This is a genomic window from Micromonospora sp. WMMB482, from assembly GCF_019038635.1.
GTDB lineage: Bacteria > Actinomycetota > Actinomycetes > Mycobacteriales > Micromonosporaceae > Micromonospora > Micromonospora marina.
In genome coordinates this window covers 5,312,325-5,327,919 of sequence record NZ_JAHOPD010000020.1, presented here as the reverse complement: position 1 = coordinate 5,327,919, position 15,595 = coordinate 5,312,325, and the positions used below count along the sequence as shown (strand labels likewise).

The following is a 15,595-nucleotide window of genomic DNA, read 5'->3' as shown; positions in this document are numbered from 1 at the left end:
TGAGATGCCATGCCCAAGCGGGTAGTCACGGAACCGGCACGAGACCGGGGGCCCGCGATTCTCGCGCCGGCCCGGTTCGGGGGGTTCCCCGGGCCCGTTCGGGAGGCGGTGAAGGGCAACGCGCTGTGGCGGCTGCTGCGGACCACCGACGCCAAACAGATCGGCCTGCTCTACCTGGTCACGTCGTTCGGATACTTCATCGTCGGCGGGGTCCTGGCGATGGTCATCCGGGTGGAGCTGGCCCGGCCGGGGATGCAGCTCGTCTCCCCCGAGCAGTACAACCAGATGTTCACCATGCACGGCACGATCATGCTGCTGTTGTTCGCCACCCCGCTGTTCTTCGGGTTCGCCAACTATCTGGTGCCGCTGCAGATCGGCGCCGCCGACGTGGCGTTCCCCCGGCTGAACGCGTTCGCGTACTGGCTCTACTTCCTGGGCGCGCTGATGGTCGTGGGCGGGTTCGCCACCCCGGGCGGCGCGGCGGACTTCGGCTGGACCGCGTACACGCCGCTGAGCACCGCGCCACACTCCCCCGGCGTCGGCGGGAACCTGTGGGTCGTCGGCCTGGCCGTGTCCGGCCTGGGCACGATCCTCGGCGCGGTCAACGTGATCACCACGATCGTGACGCTGCGCGCACCGGGCATGACCATGTTCCGGATGCCGATCTTCACCTGGAACGCGCTGCTCACCAGTGTCCTGGTGATCTTCGTGTTCCCGCTGCTGGCCGCCGCGCTGATGGCGCTCGCGTCGGACCGGATCCTGCACTCGCACGTCTACGACCCGACGACCGCCGGGCCGATGCTCTGGCAGCACCTGTTCTGGTTCTTCGGCCACCCCGAGGTGTACATCGTCGCGCTGCCGTTCTTCGGCATCATCACCGAGATCATTCCGGTGTTCTCCCGCAAGCCGATCTTCGGCTACACCGGCCTGGTGCTGGCCACCATCGCCATCACCGTGCTGTCCATGACGGTCTGGGCGCACCACATGTTCGCCACCGGGCAGGTGCTGCTGCCGTTCTTCAGCATCCTGAGCTACCTGATCGCGGTGCCCACGGGGGTGAAGTTCTTCAACTGGATCGGCACCATGTGGAAGGGACAGCTCACGTTCGAGACGCCGATGCTGTTCGCCATCGGCTTCCTGGTCACGTTCCTGCTCGGCGGCCTGACCGGGGTGCTGCTGGCCAGCCCGCCGGTCGACTTCCACGTCACCGACACGTACTTCGTGGTGGCGCACTTCCACTACGTCATGTTCGGCACCATCGTGTTCGCCGCGTTCGGCGGCCTCTACTTCTGGTTCCCGAAGATGACCGGGCGGCTGCTCGACGAGCGGCTGGGCAAGATGCACTTCTGGACCATGTTCGTCGGCTTCCACGCCACCTTCCTGGTGCAGCACTGGCTGGGCAGCGAGGGCATGCCCCGCCGGTACGCCGACTACCTGCCCGGCGACGGCTTCACCACACTGAACACGATCTCCAGCATCGGGTCGTTCGTGCTCGGCGCGTCCACTCTGTTCGTGATCTGGAACATCTGGAAGTCGTGGCGGTACGGCGCGATGGTCACGGTGGACGACCCGTGGGGCTTCGGCAACTCGCTGGAGTGGGCCACGCCCTGCCCGCCGCCGCTGCGCAACTTCGACCGGATGCCACGCATCCGTTCCGAGCGGCCGGCATTCGACCTCAAGTACGGCCCGCTCGTCTCCGACCTGGGCCGCGACCTGCCGCAGCGCACCACCAAGCCGCCGCAGTCGTTCCGCGAGGAGCTGCACTACGAGCGGCACGTGCCGGAGTCGCCGTCGGCCGGCGGCGCGTACGGCGCCCAGGAGGCGGGGGACTACCAGCCGGCGCCGCAGTCCGGGGCGCGGCCGGTGGAGGTGCCGGAGCCGGAGGAGGTGCGCCGGCCCAGCTTCGAGGAGACCGACGAGCCGGAGGGCAGCGTACTCAACGCCGAGCGCGCCGACCAGCCCAACGACAGGTGGCGGCACCCGCGCGGGCACGGGGACACCCCGGAGAACTGAGACCCGGACGAGGGCGGGCGCCGGGCGGTGCCGGCCCTCTCGTCGTACGTCGCGCGCCGGCTCCCCGTGATGGGGAGCCGGCGCGGTACGTGCCGGCCGGTCAGTCGGCGGCGGGCAGTCCGGCCGCGGTCAGCGAGCGGCGCACCGCCGGCTGCACCCGGGTCAGCCGCAGCGGCACACCGGTACGCGCGGCGGCCTCCCGGCCGGCCATCAGCGCGGCGATCCCGCCGGCGTCGAAGCCACCGGCGCCGACCAGGTCGACCACCACCTCGCGGGGTTGCCCGGTGACCGCCTGGAGCACGGCCCGGCGCAACTGGTCCGCGCCGGCCCGGTCCACCTCGCCGCCGACCTCGACGACCACCCGGTCGCCGTTCTGCTTCACCGAGATCCGCGCCTTGCCCGGCTCGGCCTCGGCCGTGCCGTTCTGCCAGGGCGGCGGCGCGTCGGCGAGCATCGCCTGGCGCAGCCAGGTCAGCGCCCGCGACAGCAGCCGGGACACGTGCATCTGCGAGATGCCGAACCGGGCCGCGATCTCCGCCTGGGTCTGGTTGCCGTAGAAGCGCATCGCCAGGATCCGGCGCTCCCGCCAGGGCAGCCGGTGCAGCAGGCCGCTGACAGTGACCCGGTCGTCCACCGACTCCAGCGCGTGGTCGGACTCGCCGACCAGGTCGCCGAACTCGGCCGAGCTCTCCCCGCCCACCGGCGCGTTGAGCGAGGCCGGGCTGTAGCCGGCGGCCGACTCCAGCGCGGCGAGGATCTCCTCCTCCGGCGTCTCCAGCCGGGCGGACAGCTCGGCCACGGTGGGGGCGCGGGACAGCTCACTGGTCAGTGTCGCCGTCGCCTGTCCCACCTCGAGGATCAGGTCCCGCAGCCGGCGCGGGACGTGGACGCCCCAGGTGCGGTCGCGGAAGTGCCGCTTGATCTCGCCGACGATGGTGATCGCCGCGTACGCGGTGAACGAACCGCGTTCCGGGTCGTACCTGTCGACGGCGTTGACCAGGCCGAGACGGGCCACCTGCTCAAGGTCCTCCAGCGGCTCACCGCGCCCGCGGTAGCGGCGGGCGAGCCGGCCGGCGAACGGCAGCGCGAACCGGACCAGGTCGTCCCGCGCCTCCTGCCGCCGCTCCGGTGGCAGGCCCTCGATGCGGGCCGCGTACGCGAGCGCCGCCGCGTCCAGGTCCTCCAGACCCCGGTCGGTGGTCGGTGGTGTGGCTGTGGTGGTCTGTCCGAACATCCGCGCCCCCTCGCCGAAGAGCCCCCGCCCGGTCGTAACCGGTCGTGCGCGTGGTCGGACCACGCACCGGGTGAGGAAGTTGGGTTACGTGACGGATACGTCGAAAGCGGTGGCTGCCCGCCGCACGGCGTCGTGGGCCGTTTCGCGGCGAGCGGTCTTCCCGCTCCGTAGGTACTCAATCACGGACCGCAGGATCGCGAGGAAGTTTCGCCAGGTTGGCCGGACAGGCGGTCCCGGCGGCGGGTTCAACAGACCAGCAGGCCCTGGTGCGCGCCCGCGTCACGCAGCGCGGTGAGGGCCTCGGCCATCCGCAGCGGCGGCGGCGCGGGCAGGTCGCAGGGCTGGTTGCGCAACACCTCCGTGGCACGTCGGGTCGGTACCGAGGCGACCGGGTAACCGCGTGCGGCGCCCCGGTCCAGGGCCCGCCGGCGGTGCCCGAAGCCGGCCACCGCCAGCCACTGGGGCAGCCCCGCGTACGCGGGCGAGCGCAGGCCGGGCGGCTCGGGCAGCACGTCCACCGAACTGAACGGCTCGCTGCCGGCCAGCCACCACTCCACGCCCGCGACCCGGCGCGCGGTGGCGTTCTCGCACCAGTAGGGCACCAGGCCGGCCCGCAGCACCTGCGCCGGGTCGAGCAGCCGGCCGCACTCCACCACCAGCCGGTTACCGGTCTTGCCGGCCCGCCGCAGCCAGCCCCGGTACAGGTCGGCGGTGACCGCGCTCAGCGCGTCCGGCTGCGGCACGACCACCCGGTGCAGCGGATGCCCGTGCCGGTCGCCCCAGGAGCGGGCGTCGTGCTCGAAACCGGACTCCACGCCGTGTTCGGCGAACGCGCCAGCCACCGTGACCTCCGGCGCCGTCCAGCGCGTCTCCTCACCGCCGGCCGCGCGCAGCACCCGGCCCAGCGCGCGGGCGTCCGGGTGGAAGTCGACCGGGTCCAGGCCGCCGGCCGGGGAGCCGGCCTGGAAGCTGTGCCCGTCGCCGCAGTCGCGTACCGGCCAGGTGCGGGCGTCGTGCAGCAACAGCACCGGCGCGGCCGGTTCCAGCCGGTCGGCCAGGAAGCGCGCGTACGCCTGCGGCAACGTGCGCCAGCGCACCACGAACGTCACCGCCGCGCTCACCGCCGCGCCCCGGCTGGCCGGGCAGTGCACCTGGCGTACGTGCACGCGCGGGTTGGCGTCGAGCAGCCGGGCGGCCAGCATGGCCCCGTGCGCGTACGCGGCGTCCGGGCGGTCCACCGCCCCCCGGGTCCACTGGCCCGCCAGTTCGAACCCGGCCGGGAGCCAGGGCACGCCCAGCGCGGCCGCGAGGTGGGCGGCGGCGCCGTGCGGCGAGCCGAGCACCACCCCGGGCCAGCGCCGGTCCGGGTACTGTCCGGCGAACCATCCGGCCACCCGCTCGGCGTCCACGGCGGCGATCTGGCCGGTGGTGAGCGCCGCCCGCCCGGCGGCCCGGACGGCGGCGGCGCGGCGTACCGGCTCGGGCGCGCCGGTGAGGCGGGACAGCGCGCCCGGGCGGCCGAGGTCGCCGCAGTCGTCGCCGCGCAGCGCCCGGGCGGTCGCGGCGACCAGGACCCGGGCGGCGCTGCCGGCCGCCACCACCCGCTCCGCGGGCAGCCCCGCGCCGCTGACCGGCGTCCGTTCGACTCGTTCGCTCACCACGCGGCCCGGCTTCCCGTCCCTCTGGGGTCTAAACGGGGCATCTGCCCACGGGCCAGGACCAAGGCCCGCCCGGTAGCGGCACCGCCCGCGGCACCCAGGTACGCCGTCGGGCCGCGTGCCCGCCCTCGCGGGCGCAACGGCGCTCGGGTGCGGGTTTGGGCCGGACCGGGACGGGCACTGCACGGCGCATGCCCGACGACGAGAGCACCCCGGCGGCGACCATCACCCCGTACCGGGACGGACCACTGCTGGTACGCGGCGACTTCGCGCTGGTCACACCCGAGGGCACGCCGATCGAGACGCGCCGGGGCACCGTCGCGTTGTGCCGGTGTGGCAAGAGCGCGATCAAGCCGTTCTGCGACGGCACGCACAAGGTGGCGGGCTTCCGCGCCGGTAGCGACCGCGAGGGCTGACCCCCTGCGGCCCCTCCCCCGCGATCTTGCACTTGGGTACTCGGCAAACTTTACAAACCGGGCGACCTGAGGGCCGGAACTGCAAGATCGCGTGGGAAAGAGCGGGGTCAGGCTGCGGCGAGGACCTGGGCGGGCGGGCGCAGTGAGGACTGCCCGGCCGACCAGGCGTCGAGCAGGCGCGCGGCGAACAGGGCGTCCACCGCCAGCGCGGCGGCGGCCCCGAACAGCACGTCGGACGCGAGCGCCGGCTCGGCCCGGACCAGCCCACCGCACATGTCGTACGCGGCGACCTGCTCGTGCACGGCGTCGGCCTCGACGTGCTCGTCGTAGAAGCGGGTGGCGACCGCGTCGAAGCCCAGCCGGCGCAGTCCGTTGCCGTAGCGGCGGTTCGGCAGCGACGAGGTCATCTCGTACGCGGCCAGGTGACCGAGCAGCGCCCCGCGCAGCCGCCGGTGCAGGCCGAACAGCGACATCAGGTTGTTCGTCGCCAGCGTCACCGCCGGCACCCGGTCCAGGTGGGCGGCGTATCCGGTGTCCAGGCCGAGCCGGTCCATCGTGGTGCGGAACAACTCGGCGTGCATCCGGTCCAGCCGGCCGTTGCCGTACTCGTCGGTCTGGATCTCCACGAGGGCGGCCTTCGCCGGCCCGCCGAGCCGGGGCAGCGCCCAGCTGTGCGGGTCGGCCTCGCGCAGGTGGTAGATCGACCGGTGGATGACGAACTCGCGGAACCGGCCGAGGTCGGCGCGGCGTTGCAGCGCGGCGGCGAGCGGCGGGCCGTCGTCGGCGGCCACCAGGTCGGCCAGCGCGCCCGGCACGGCGGCCGGCAGCACCGCCGGCGGCGGGCCGGCCAGCTCGCGCAGCGCCGCCTCGAACGGCCGCTCGGCGCGGGCGCGCAACGCCAGCAGCGACGGCTCCCACTCCCACGCCTCGTCGACGCCGGACCAGCCCCGGTAGTGCAGCTCGTAGCAGAGGAACAGGGTGAGCTGGAGATCCTCGTCGGTCAACGGCCCGGCCACCGCGTCGAACGCGGCGCCCAGCCCGGCCGGCAGCTCCCGGGGAGCGTCGCGCAGCGCGGCCAGCAGTGCGGCGGAGACCGGCCCGCGCGCCGCGGGAAGCGGGGCGGGGCCGTAACGACGGTCGGCGGCGACGGACATGGAACCTCCCGGGACGGTTGTGCCTGGTCGCAGTGCCCCGGAGTGATCCGGCTAAACGACCTCGTCCGCCGCGATGGCCTCGGTCTGGATCACCCGCTCCCGCACCCGGCGGGCGGCGTCCCCGTCGGTCACCAGGCCGCGCAGGTCGGCCAGCGCCGGTTCGGGCGCGTCCAGCGGCACGGCCGGGTCCACCACCGCCTCCAGGACGGCTGGCCGGTCGGCCGCGAGCACCTCGTCCCAGGCGGGCCCGACCAGGTCCGGCCGGTCCACCCGGACGCCGTGCAGCCCGAGCAGGCGGGCCCACCCGGCGTACGGCACCTCGGGCCGCCGCTCCCCCGGTGACCGGCCGCCGCCGACGCCGGACCGGTCCCTGTTGTTCAGCACCAGCACGATCAGCCGGGGATCGCGCCAGGCCGTCCAGTGGTGCGCCACCGTGATCAGCTCGGCCAGGCCGTTGAGCTGCATCGCGCCGTCGCCGAGCAGCGCGAGCACCGGCTCGTCCGGGCGGGCCAGCTTGGCCGCGACCGCGTACGGCAGCGCGCAGCCCATCGAGCCGAGCGTGCCGCACAGCCGGGCCTGCACCCCCGGGGGCAGCTCCAGGTGCCGGGCGTACCAGTAGACGACCGAGCCGACGTCGACGGCCACACCGGCGTGCCGGGGCAGCCGGGTGGACAGCTCGCGGAGCACGAGCCGCGGGTCGACCGGCTCGGCGGGCGTGGCGGTGCGCTCGGCGGCAGCCGCACGCCACCGGTCCACCATCTTCTCCACCATGCCGCGCCACTGGCGGTGGGGATTCTCCGGCACCCGGGTCAGCAGCGCCCGCAGCGTCTCGGCGGCGTCGCCGACCAGCGGCACGTCCACCGGGTAGCGGGTGCCGATGCGGCGGCCGTCGATGTCGATCTGGATGGTCCGCACCTGTCCGGGCATCGGGAACCAGTCGGTCCACGGATCGTTGGTGCCGATCATCAGCAGCGTGTCGCAGGAGCCCATGAGCTGCGCGGCGGCCGTCGTGCCGACCTCGCCGAGCACACCGGTGTGGAACGGCAGCCGCTCGTCGAGCACCGGCTTGCCCAGCAGCGACGTGGCGACGCCCGCGCCGAGCCGGTCGGCGAGCGCGACGATCTCCTCGGCCGCGCCGTGCGCGCCCTGGCCGACGAGCATCGCCACCCGCCGCCCGTTGCCGAGCAGCGAGGCGGCGGCGTCCAGGTCGGCGTCGTGCGGCAGCACCCGGGCCAGCGGCTCGCCGGGCGTCGCGGTGACCACGCCTGCGGTCTGCGGCACCAGATCCGGTACGGCGGTGACCTGCAACACCCGCGGCAGCACCACACAGGTCGGGCTGCGGGTCGCCGCGGCGGTGCGGAACGCCTGGTCCAGCAGCGCGGGCACCTGTTCCGGGCTGCGGCCGTAGCGGACGAACTGGTTGCACACGTCGCCGAACAGCCGGCTCAGCCCGATCTCCTCGTGCGCGCCGCCGAGCGGGCCGGTGACGTCCTCGCCGATGATCGCGACCACCGGCTTGCTGTCCAGCTTGGCGTCGTAGAGCCCGTTGAGCAGGTGCACCGCACTGGGTCCCTGGGTCGCCAGACACACCCCGACGCCGCCGGTGAACTTCGCGTGCCCGGTGGCCATGTACGAGGCGGTCTCCTCGTGCCGGGCGGGGACGAAGGCCGGGTCTCCGCCCGCGTCGTCGAGCGCGCCCACGAGTGGCGCGATCGCCGCGCCCGGACAGCCGAAGACCCGCGGCACCCGCCAGGCCCGCAGGCGTTCGACCACCAGGTCGGCGACGATCCGCTCAGCCATTACCCCGCCCCGGCGTGCTCGCGTCGACGTAGCGCAGCACCGCGCCGACCCCGTCGGTCAGCTCCGGCGCCTCGTCGGGCGCGAGCACGGTGAGGTCCGCGTCGGTGCCGATCAGCGCGCGCAGCAGCGCCGCGTCGGCGCGTACCCGCTGGGGGTCGGCCACCGACATGCCGGCCAGCTGCCCCGGGTCGGTGGCGATCTCGGTCGGCTCGGGGCCCACCCACAGCTCGCCGTCGGCCGACGGGTCGTCCACGATGAGCATGGTGTCGACCTGGTTGCGTTGCAGCGCGGAGACCACGGCGTCGAGTCCGGCGCCGACGTCCTCCTGGACGCCGAAGCGGTCCAGCGCGGCGGCGATCCGCCGGTCGGCGACCTCGGCGACGGTCTGCACCGTGATGTCGTCCATCAGCGTGTCGTCGGCGCCCACGTCGCGGGCGCCCGCGTCGGTGCGCACCAGCACGTCCTGCCAGCGGGTGGGGAGCTGGGCGGCGATCATGCCGGTGGCCCGGACGTCCCCGGCCACCACGACGACGTCCGCGCCGACCCGCTCGGCCAGGTCGGCGGTGGCCGCCGCGGCGTCACCGGCGTTCTGGTGCCACGCCTCCATGGCGGCGCGCTGGTAGCGGGACTGCGACCAGCCGCCCGGCTGCACCCGGCGCAGCTGGCGGCTCTGCCCGCCCTGCACCTGGGCCCGACGGGGCACCCCGCCGGCGCTGACCGCCATGGCGTCCGCGCCGGTACGGTCGGCAAGCACCCGCACCCAGGCCACCTGCTCGCCGCGCTGAGCCACGAGCGGCATGGTGTGCGGCAGCGCCGACCAGCTCGCCAGGTCACGCAGTGGCGGCGCGGAGAGGTACTCGGTGAGCACCACGCGGCCCCGGCTGGCGAACACGGCGATGCCGTAGTCGCCGGGCATCGGCTGGTGCCGGCGCACGACCTCCTCCACCGCCTCGACGGTGACCGGGTCGGCGCCCTGCCCCAGCAGGTCGCCCTTGAGGGCCCGCCAGCGCAGGTCGACCTGCGCTCGCGCGTCCTGGGTGTCGCGGGAGGCGTCCATGTACACCGAGCACCACGGCCCGGGACGGTCGTAGAGCGGGCGCAGGAAGGACAGCTGCATGCTCGACCCCTTTCCGGCTCGGCCGCACGCATACCCGAGGCCCGGCGGAGTTCACCTGCCCGCTCCCCGGGCGTGACCGGTGTTCATTCACGTCGTTCAACCCGAAGGGCCGATACCATCTGTGCACGGAACGGAACTCTCGGTGGTGAACATGGACACGGAGCTGTACACCCGACGCGTCGTCCACCCGACGGAACGCGTCGTCACCGGGCGTCTGGCCCGGATGATGGACGGCTACGCCCGGGAGGTCCGGGTCGGGCAGCCGGCGCTGGTCGCGGTGCTGACCGCCGCGGGGGTGGTGGGGCTGCTGCTGAAGGTGGTGCGCGCGTTGCTCAGCAGTGGCGGCGGCGGGGCCCGGCGCAGCTTCAAGGAACTGAAGAAGGGGCCGGAGTTCCTGGTCACCCCGGTCCGGGTGCGCGACGCCACCGGCCGGCTGGTCGAGGTCGAGCTGCACGGCCACCTGCCGCAGAGCGCGCTGCACCCCGGCGACCACGTCCAGCTCACGCTGCGGCCGCAACGCGACGAGGACCTGCCGCCGCGGATCGAGCGGATCGTCAATCTGACCACCGGTCAGCTGCTCACCCCGCGTACGGCGACGCTCTGGTCGCACCTGGGGCCGGCGCTGCTGCTCCAGGCGATGCTGGGCGCCGTGCTGCTGCTCGGCGTGGCCGCCTGCTCGGCACTGACCTAGGTTTTCCTCCGGGCGACGGCGGGCACCGCTGCGGCCATGTTCGCCGGTTTCACGCTCACCGAGATCGACGTCGGCGCGGTCCGCCTGCGCGTACGCCACGGCGGCTCCGGCCCGCCCGTGGTGCTGCTGCACGGGCACCCGCGTACCCATGCGACCTGGCACCGGGTGGCGCCGCGGCTGGCCGCGCGGCACACGGTGATCTGCCCGGACCTGCGCGGGTACGGCGGCTCGTCGAAGCCGCCGAGCGATCCGGAGCACACGGTCTACTCGAAACGTGCGATGGCCGCCGACGTGGTCGGGCTGCTCGACGCGCTCGGCCACCGCCGGGCCGCTGTGATCGGTCACGACCGCGGCGCGTACGTGGCCATGCGGACCGCCCTGGACCATCCGGACCGGGTGAGCCGTCTCGGCGTGCTGGACGGGGTGCCGATCGGCGAGGCGCTGGCCCGCTGCGACGCCCGGTTCGCCGCCCGCTGGTGGCACTGGTTCTTCCTCGGCCAGCTGGCCAAGCCGGCCGAGCAGGTGATCAACGCCGATCCGGACGCCTGGTACGGCGGATCACCGGAGGAGATGGGCGAGGCGGCGTACGCCGACTACCGGCGCGCCATCGGTGATCCGGCCACGGTGCACGCCATGTGCGAGGACTACCGGGCCGGGCTCGGCCCGGACCGGGCGGCCGACGACGCCGACCGGGCCGCCGGGCGGCGGATCGGCTGTCCGGTGCTGTTCGCCTGGTCCGAGCGCGACGACATGGTCGACCTGTACGGCGACCCGGCGGCGATCTGGCGCGACTGGGCCGACGACGTACGGACCGCGTCGGTTCCGTCCGGGCACCACATGGCCGAGGAGGCGCCGCGGGAGCTGACCGACGTGCTGGCCGGTTTCCTCGCGGAGGACGTCGCCGCGGTCAGCGACCGGCGGGAGTGAGCGGCCGCGGCGCGACAGCCGGGGCGTCGAGCAGGCCGCGGCGGCTCGCCCAGCGCTCGAACAGCACTGTGGCGAACGGCGGCACGGCGGCGACCAGGGCCAGCCCGGTCTGCACGAGCGTCCAGCGGCGCCGCCGGGCCACCACGAGCGCCAGCAGGCCGTAGACCACGAACAGCGCGCCGTGGATCGGGCCGAAGATCTTCACGCCGATCTCGTCACCGGGCGGGCCGTACTTGACCGCCATCCCGGCCAGCAGCGCCGCCCACGAGCAGGCCTCCGCGAACGCCGCCACCACGAACGCCCGGATCCACCCGTCGCGCATCAGCCACTCCCCTTCGCCGTCGGCGGCCATGCTATCCGCCGGGGCCGCGCCGCCCGGACGGAACCCGCCGCCCCGCGACGGGGATCACCGGGGCCGCCACGGGGTACAGAAAAGGGCCTCCGGGCCTTTCCTGACCCGCCACTCCGTGCGAGGTTGGGGAGAACCAACGGTGACAGGGTGGTGACCATGGGCGAGGACGTCGGCGTACGTACCTTCAGCCGGGAGGACCGGGCCCGCTATCGCGAGAAGGTCCGGCGGTGCCTGGACGTGTTCGCCGAGATGCTGCGCGAGTCCCGGTTCGACGTGGAGCGGCCGATGACCGGCCTGGAGATCGAGCTGAACCTGGTCGACGACGGCTTCGACCCGGCCATGCGCAACGCCGACGTGCTGGAGGCGATCGCCGACCCGGCGTTCCAGACCGAGCTGGGCCAGTTCAACGTGGAGATCAACGTCGAGCCGCGACGGCTCGCCGGCACCGGCACGGCGGCGTTCGAGGAGCACGTCCGGGCCAGCCTGAACGCGGCCGAGGAGAAGGCCCGCACGGTCGGCGCGCACATGGTGATGGTCGGGATCCTGCCGACGCTGCGCCCGGAGCACCTGACCGCCGAGACGCTGTCGGCGAACCCCCGGTACGCGCTGCTCAACGAGCAGATCTTCGCCGCCCGCGGCGAGGACCTGCCGATCGCGATCAGCGGGGTGGAGCGGCTGGCCACCAGCGCCGACACCATCACGCCGGAGGCGGCGTGCACCAGCACCCAGTTCCACCTCCAGGTCAGCCCGGCGCAGTTCGCCGACTACTGGAACGCGGCCCAGGCGGTCGCCGGCATCCAGGTGGCGCTCGGCGCGAACTCGCCGCTGTTCTTCGGCCGGGAGTTGTGGCGCGAGACCCGGGTGCCGCTGTTCCAGCAGGCCACCGACACCCGGGCGGAGGAGATCAAGGCCCAGGGCGTACGCCCGCGGGTGTGGTTCGGCGAGCGCTGGATCACCTCGGTGTTCGACCTGTTCGAGGAGAACGTCCGTTACTTCCCGGCGCTGCTGCCGGTCTGCGACCCGGAGGACCCGGCGGCCACGCTGCACAGCGGCGGCGTGCCGAAGCTGGCCGAGCTGCGGTTGCACAACGGCACCATCTACCGGTGGAACCGGCCGGTCTACGACGTGCTCAAGGGCCGGCCGCACCTGCGGGTGGAGAACCGGGTGCTGCCGGCCGGGCCGACCGTGCTGGACACGGTCGCCAACGGCGCGTTCTACTTCGGCCTGGTACGGGCGCTCGCCGAGTCCGACCGTCCGCTGTGGTCGCAGATGTCGTTCAGCGCCGCCGAGGAGAACTTCCACGCCTGCGCCCGGCACGGCATCGACGCCCAGGTGTACTGGCCCGGGCTGGGCTACCTGCCGGTGACCGAGCTGGTGCTGCGCCGGCTGCTGCCGATGGCCCATCACGGGCTGGACCGGTGGGGCCTGGACCCGGCGGAGCGGGACCGACTGCTCGGCATCATCGAGCAGCGCTGCCTGACCGGCCGCAACGGCGCGACATGGCAGGTGGAGACGCTGCACCGGCTGGAGTCGGCCGACCACATGGACCGGCCGGCGGCACTGCGCGAGGTGGTCCGCCACTACGTCGACCTGATGCACAGCAACCGGCCCGTGCACGAGTGGCCGATCCCCTGAGCCGGGCCGGCGCGGTGACCGTGCGTCCGGGCCGGCGGGTCAGCGCGCGACGGCGGCGAATGTGACCGCGCCCGCCGCGGCCAGCGGCAGCGCCACCGCGGCGGCCAGCAGCCGCACCCGGGCGGACCGGCCGATCAGCACCACCAGCAGCACGGCGAGCCCGAGGTCGATCGCCACGTTCCACCACGCCCCGGGATAGGATCCCGACTTCAGCGCGAATCGCAGCGCCTCCTCGACGAACACGGCTGCCGGCAGCGCGGTCCCGACGACGCGCCGCCATCCCTCGGCCCGCGCCCAGATGCCGGCGACGCCGAACACCACGCCCGCCACCACGCCGAACGCCATCCAGACGATCGAGGTGGGTGACCAGATCACGGCGAGGTCGTCGCCCTGGAGCAGCGTCGCTGCGAGGTAGTAGCTGGGCACGGCGACGATCAGCAGGACGCCGGCCGCCACGGCGGCGCGCACCGCGCCCGACCGGATCCACCAGCCCAGCGCGAACGCGGCGACCGCCCACGTGGCGGTGGAGTTGCCGAGTTCGGCGAACGGGAACGGCACCCACTTGATCCAGACGAAGTCGCCGAAGCCGAGCAGGAAGCCGGCGACGGGGACGACAAGCGCGACGGCGCGGCGCGAGGGTGGCATGCGGTGGAGCATACTCAGTATGCCTCCCGGGTCTACCGAGCGACCCTATGAGGCCAGGCGCCGCTCGGACGGCGCGAGACGCACCGCGGCGTCGGACCTGTTGATCTCGGACCACACCTCGTCGAGGGAGAGGCCGAGAACTTCGGCGATGGCCGCGATGGTGGGGAACGCCGGCGTGGCGACCCGGCCGGACTCGATTTTCCGGAGCGTCTCCGGGGAGACGCCCGCGCCGAGCGCGGTGAGCAGCATCGAACGCTCACCCCGGGCTCGCCGCAGGAGCGCCCCGAGGCGCTGCCCGCGTTCGACCTCGGCGGGGGTGAGAGGCAACCTGACCATGCCAGGATTCTAATACCGGGATAACATGACCGGGATACTTATTGGTTCCGCGAGGAAGGCGCCTGCATGATCGAGATCCTGAGCCCCACCGACGTACGGCGGGCGCGGGACACCGGCGCCCTGGTCGCCCACATCCTCCAGACGCTGCGCAGCAGCACCACTGCCGGCACCAACCTGCTCGACATCGACCGGCAGGCGCAGCGCATGATCGTCGAGGCCGGGGCGCAGTCCTGCTACGTCGACTACGAGCCGTCGTTCGGGCGCGGGCCGTTCGGCCACTACATCTGCACCTCGGTCAACGACGCGGTGCTGCACGGGCTGCCGCACGACTACGCGCTCGCCGACGGCGACCTGCTGAGCCTCGACCTGGCCGTCTCGCTGGGCGGGGTGGTGGCCGACTCCGCGATCAGTTTCCTCGTCGGCGACGCCCGGCCCGCGGAGAGCGTCGCGCTCATCGACGCGACCGAGCGGGCGTTGCAGGCCGGGATCGCCGCGGCCGGTCCCGGCGCCCGCGTCGGCGACCTCTCGCACGCCATCGGCTCGGTCCTCACCGAAGCCGGATACTCGGTCAACACCGAGTTCGGCGGCCACGGCGTCGGGTCGACGATGCACCAGGATCCGCACGTGTCGAACACCGGGCGGCCCGGTCGCGGCTACACGCTGCGTCCCGGACTGCTGCTGGCGCTGGAGCCGTGGGTGATGGCGGACACGGCCACGCTGGTGACCGACGCCGACGGGTGGACGCTGCGCAGCGCGACCGGCTGCCGCACCGCGCACAGCGAGCACACCATCGCCGTCACCGACGACGGCGCGGAGATCCTGACGCTGCCGAGGTGACGACCCCGCCGCCCGGGCGTCGTCAGGCGGGCGTGCAGCGCTCCCGCAGCGTCGGCACGCCGGGGCCGGTGAGGTCGTCGCAATAGGCGGCCCGCCCGGCCATCGCCATCATCAACGCGACGGTGGTGCCGCTGACCAGCGGGCCGGCGCCGGCGGTGAACGGCCCGTCGGTCGCCTCCACCCGCAGGCCCTCGATCGCGCTGCGCCCCGCCACCGTGAAGTCCCGGCCGGCGAAGAACCGGGCGACCGGTGTGACGGCCCCGACCGACGGCGTCCGGGTCAGGCCGAGCGGACGCCGGATGTCCTGGGCGTGCACGACCACCTCCCCGAGCCATGCCTCGGTCGGCCCGAACGTCGAGGTGGTGCGGCCGATGATCCGGCGGAACCGGTCGAGCGTCTCCCCCGGGTCGGCGCCCCGGTGCTCGGCCAGCCGGCGGTCGTTGTGCAGATCGAAGTCGAACCGGGCGCCGAGCACGCTGGGGACCCAGCGGACGCGGCCGACGCTCGCCGCCGCCGTCAGGTGCGCGAGCGTCTCCTCCACCGTCCACCGGCCGCACAGCGAGGGCGAGGCCCACTGCGCCGCGTCGAGCCCGGCGAGATCGTCGGCCAGGGCGGCGCGCTCGGCGTGCGCCAGCGCCCACAGCTCGTCACGGGTCGGGCTGTCGGACATGGGAACCTCCAGAGTCGGTCGTCGGAGGTCGGACCCCGCTCCCCCGGCGAACTCACCGCTCCCCTGTCCGCCGATCTTGGAGTTGTGGTGGTTCACCAACCCGGCATCGG

At 73.8% G+C, this 15,595-nt stretch carries 15 protein-coding genes; 6 read left to right on the top strand and 9 right to left on the bottom strand.

The annotated features are described in order from the left end of the window. The first annotated feature begins 9 nt into the window (after nt 1–9). Nucleotides 10–2,013, top strand: a complete 2,004-nt coding sequence (gene ctaD, locus KSK32_RS26035; protein ID WP_216933581.1) for a cytochrome c oxidase subunit I — start codon at nt 10–12, stop codon at nt 2,011–2,013. 100 nt (nt 2,014–2,113) lie between these two features. On the opposite strand, the gene KSK32_RS26030 is transcribed toward ctaD, so the two are convergent. After that, a complete protein-coding gene (locus tag KSK32_RS26030) occupies nt 2,114–3,247 on the bottom strand; it encodes a SigB/SigF/SigG family RNA polymerase sigma factor (protein ID WP_216933580.1) in 1,134 nt (377 codons plus the stop codon). A 245-nt stretch (nt 3,248–3,492) separates the two neighbouring features. Then, entirely contained in the window at nt 3,493–4,908 is a 1,416-nt protein-coding gene (locus KSK32_RS26025; protein WP_216933579.1) for a hypothetical protein, read from the bottom strand. A 188-nt stretch (nt 4,909–5,096) separates the two neighbouring features. Here KSK32_RS26025 and KSK32_RS26020 point away from each other — a divergent pair, with 188 nt between their 5' ends. Next, complete coding sequence (locus tag KSK32_RS26020) at nt 5,097–5,321, top strand: CDGSH iron-sulfur domain-containing protein (RefSeq protein WP_216933578.1); 225 nt, start codon at nt 5,097–5,099, stop codon at nt 5,319–5,321. Nucleotides 5,322–5,428: 107 nt separating this feature from the next. Here the strand turns inward: KSK32_RS26020 and KSK32_RS26015 are convergent, their stop codons facing one another. From KSK32_RS26015 to KSK32_RS26005, 3 genes are read right to left on the bottom strand one after another with little or no spacing between them, the layout of a single operon-like run. Continuing rightward, on the bottom strand, nt 5,429–6,475 hold the full coding sequence (locus KSK32_RS26015; RefSeq protein WP_216933577.1) for an iron-containing redox enzyme family protein: 1,047 nt from the start codon (nt 6,473–6,475) through the stop codon (nt 5,429–5,431). A gap of 51 nt (nt 6,476–6,526) precedes the next feature. Next, complete coding sequence (locus tag KSK32_RS26010; RefSeq protein WP_216933576.1) at nt 6,527–8,275, bottom strand: thiamine pyrophosphate-binding protein; 1,749 nt, start codon at nt 8,273–8,275, stop codon at nt 6,527–6,529. Then, complete coding sequence (locus KSK32_RS26005; RefSeq protein WP_216933575.1) at nt 8,268–9,392, bottom strand: Vms1/Ankzf1 family peptidyl-tRNA hydrolase; 1,125 nt, start codon at nt 9,390–9,392, stop codon at nt 8,268–8,270. The genes KSK32_RS26010 and KSK32_RS26005 overlap by 8 nt, the downstream gene beginning before the upstream one ends. A gap of 151 nt (nt 9,393–9,543) precedes the next feature. Between KSK32_RS26005 and KSK32_RS26000 the strand changes: the two genes are divergently transcribed. Then, nucleotides 9,544–10,083 carry a hypothetical protein gene (locus KSK32_RS26000; protein WP_254187192.1) on the top strand — a complete coding sequence of 180 codons (540 nt, stop codon included), beginning with the start codon at nt 9,544–9,546 and terminating at the stop codon, nt 10,081–10,083. Nucleotides 10,084–10,119: 36 nt separating this feature from the next. Further along, nucleotides 10,120–11,010, top strand: a complete 891-nt coding sequence (locus KSK32_RS25995; RefSeq protein WP_216933573.1) for an alpha/beta fold hydrolase — start codon at nt 10,120–10,122, stop codon at nt 11,008–11,010. On the opposite strand, the gene KSK32_RS25990 is transcribed toward KSK32_RS25995, so the two are convergent. Next, on the bottom strand, nt 10,991–11,362 hold the full coding sequence (locus KSK32_RS25990; RefSeq protein ID WP_216933572.1) for a DUF3817 domain-containing protein: 372 nt from the start codon (nt 11,360–11,362) through the stop codon (nt 10,991–10,993). The two genes, KSK32_RS25995 and KSK32_RS25990, sit on opposite strands and share 20 nt — an antisense overlap. 156 nt (nt 11,363–11,518) lie before the next feature. Here KSK32_RS25990 and KSK32_RS25985 point away from each other — a divergent pair, with 156 nt between their 5' ends. After that, nucleotides 11,519–12,997, top strand: coding sequence for a glutamate--cysteine ligase (locus tag KSK32_RS25985; protein ID WP_216933571.1), 1,479 nt, complete (start codon nt 11,519–11,521; stop codon nt 12,995–12,997). Between the two features lie 39 nt (nt 12,998–13,036). Here the strand turns inward: KSK32_RS25985 and KSK32_RS25980 are convergent, their stop codons facing one another. Beyond that, the gene (locus KSK32_RS25980; RefSeq protein ID WP_254187191.1) at nt 13,037–13,642 is read right to left on the bottom strand and encodes a DUF6518 family protein; all 606 of its coding nucleotides are present in this window, start codon (nt 13,640–13,642) and stop codon (nt 13,037–13,039) included. 45 nt (nt 13,643–13,687) lie between these two features. Next, nucleotides 13,688–13,978, bottom strand: a complete 291-nt coding sequence (locus KSK32_RS25975) for a helix-turn-helix domain-containing protein (protein WP_216933569.1) — start codon at nt 13,976–13,978, stop codon at nt 13,688–13,690. Between the two features lie 66 nt (nt 13,979–14,044). On the opposite strand from KSK32_RS25975, the gene map reads away from it, so the two are divergent. Continuing rightward, nucleotides 14,045–14,815: a type I methionyl aminopeptidase gene (gene map / locus KSK32_RS25970; protein ID WP_216933568.1), complete on the top strand. Its 771-nt coding sequence runs from the start codon at nt 14,045–14,047 to the stop codon at nt 14,813–14,815. 22 nt (nt 14,816–14,837) lie between these two features. On the opposite strand, the gene KSK32_RS25965 is transcribed toward map, so the two are convergent. Continuing rightward, a complete protein-coding gene (locus tag KSK32_RS25965) occupies nt 14,838–15,485 on the bottom strand; it encodes a maleylpyruvate isomerase family mycothiol-dependent enzyme (RefSeq protein ID WP_216933567.1) in 648 nt (215 codons plus the stop codon). Nucleotides 15,486–15,595 lie beyond the last annotated feature (110 nt).

Bases quoted from the DNA above. Each gene is read 5' to 3' on its own strand.
- KSK32_RS26010 (WP_216933576.1), bottom strand. From the start codon at position 8,275: ATGGCTGAGCGGATCGTCGCCGACCTGGTGGTCGAACGCCTGCGGGCC.
- KSK32_RS26020 (WP_216933578.1), top strand. From the start codon at position 5,097: ATGCCCGACGACGAGAGCACCCCGGCGGCGACCATCACCCCGTACCGG.
- ctaD (WP_216933581.1), top strand. From the start codon at position 10: ATGCCCAAGCGGGTAGTCACGGAACCGGCACGAGACCGGGGGCCCGCG.
- map (WP_216933568.1), top strand. From the start codon at position 14,045: ATGATCGAGATCCTGAGCCCCACCGACGTACGGCGGGCGCGGGACACC.
- KSK32_RS25980 (WP_254187191.1), bottom strand. From the start codon at position 13,642: ATGCCACCCTCGCGCCGCGCCGTCGCGCTTGTCGTCCCCGTCGCCGGC.
- KSK32_RS26000 (WP_254187192.1), top strand. From the start codon at position 9,544: ATGGACACGGAGCTGTACACCCGACGCGTCGTCCACCCGACGGAACGC.
- KSK32_RS26015 (WP_216933577.1), bottom strand. From the start codon at position 6,475: ATGTCCGTCGCCGCCGACCGTCGTTACGGCCCCGCCCCGCTTCCCGCG.
- KSK32_RS25995 (WP_216933573.1), top strand. From the start codon at position 10,120: ATGTTCGCCGGTTTCACGCTCACCGAGATCGACGTCGGCGCGGTCCGC.
- KSK32_RS26005 (WP_216933575.1), bottom strand. From the start codon at position 9,392: ATGCAGCTGTCCTTCCTGCGCCCGCTCTACGACCGTCCCGGGCCGTGG.
- KSK32_RS26030 (WP_216933580.1), bottom strand. From the start codon at position 3,247: ATGTTCGGACAGACCACCACAGCCACACCACCGACCACCGACCGGGGT.
- KSK32_RS25975 (WP_216933569.1), bottom strand. From the start codon at position 13,978: ATGGTCAGGTTGCCTCTCACCCCCGCCGAGGTCGAACGCGGGCAGCGC.
- KSK32_RS25965 (WP_216933567.1), bottom strand. From the start codon at position 15,485: ATGTCCGACAGCCCGACCCGTGACGAGCTGTGGGCGCTGGCGCACGCC.
- KSK32_RS25985 (WP_216933571.1), top strand. From the start codon at position 11,519: ATGGGCGAGGACGTCGGCGTACGTACCTTCAGCCGGGAGGACCGGGCC.
- KSK32_RS25990 (WP_216933572.1), bottom strand. From the start codon at position 11,362: ATGGCCGCCGACGGCGAAGGGGAGTGGCTGATGCGCGACGGGTGGATC.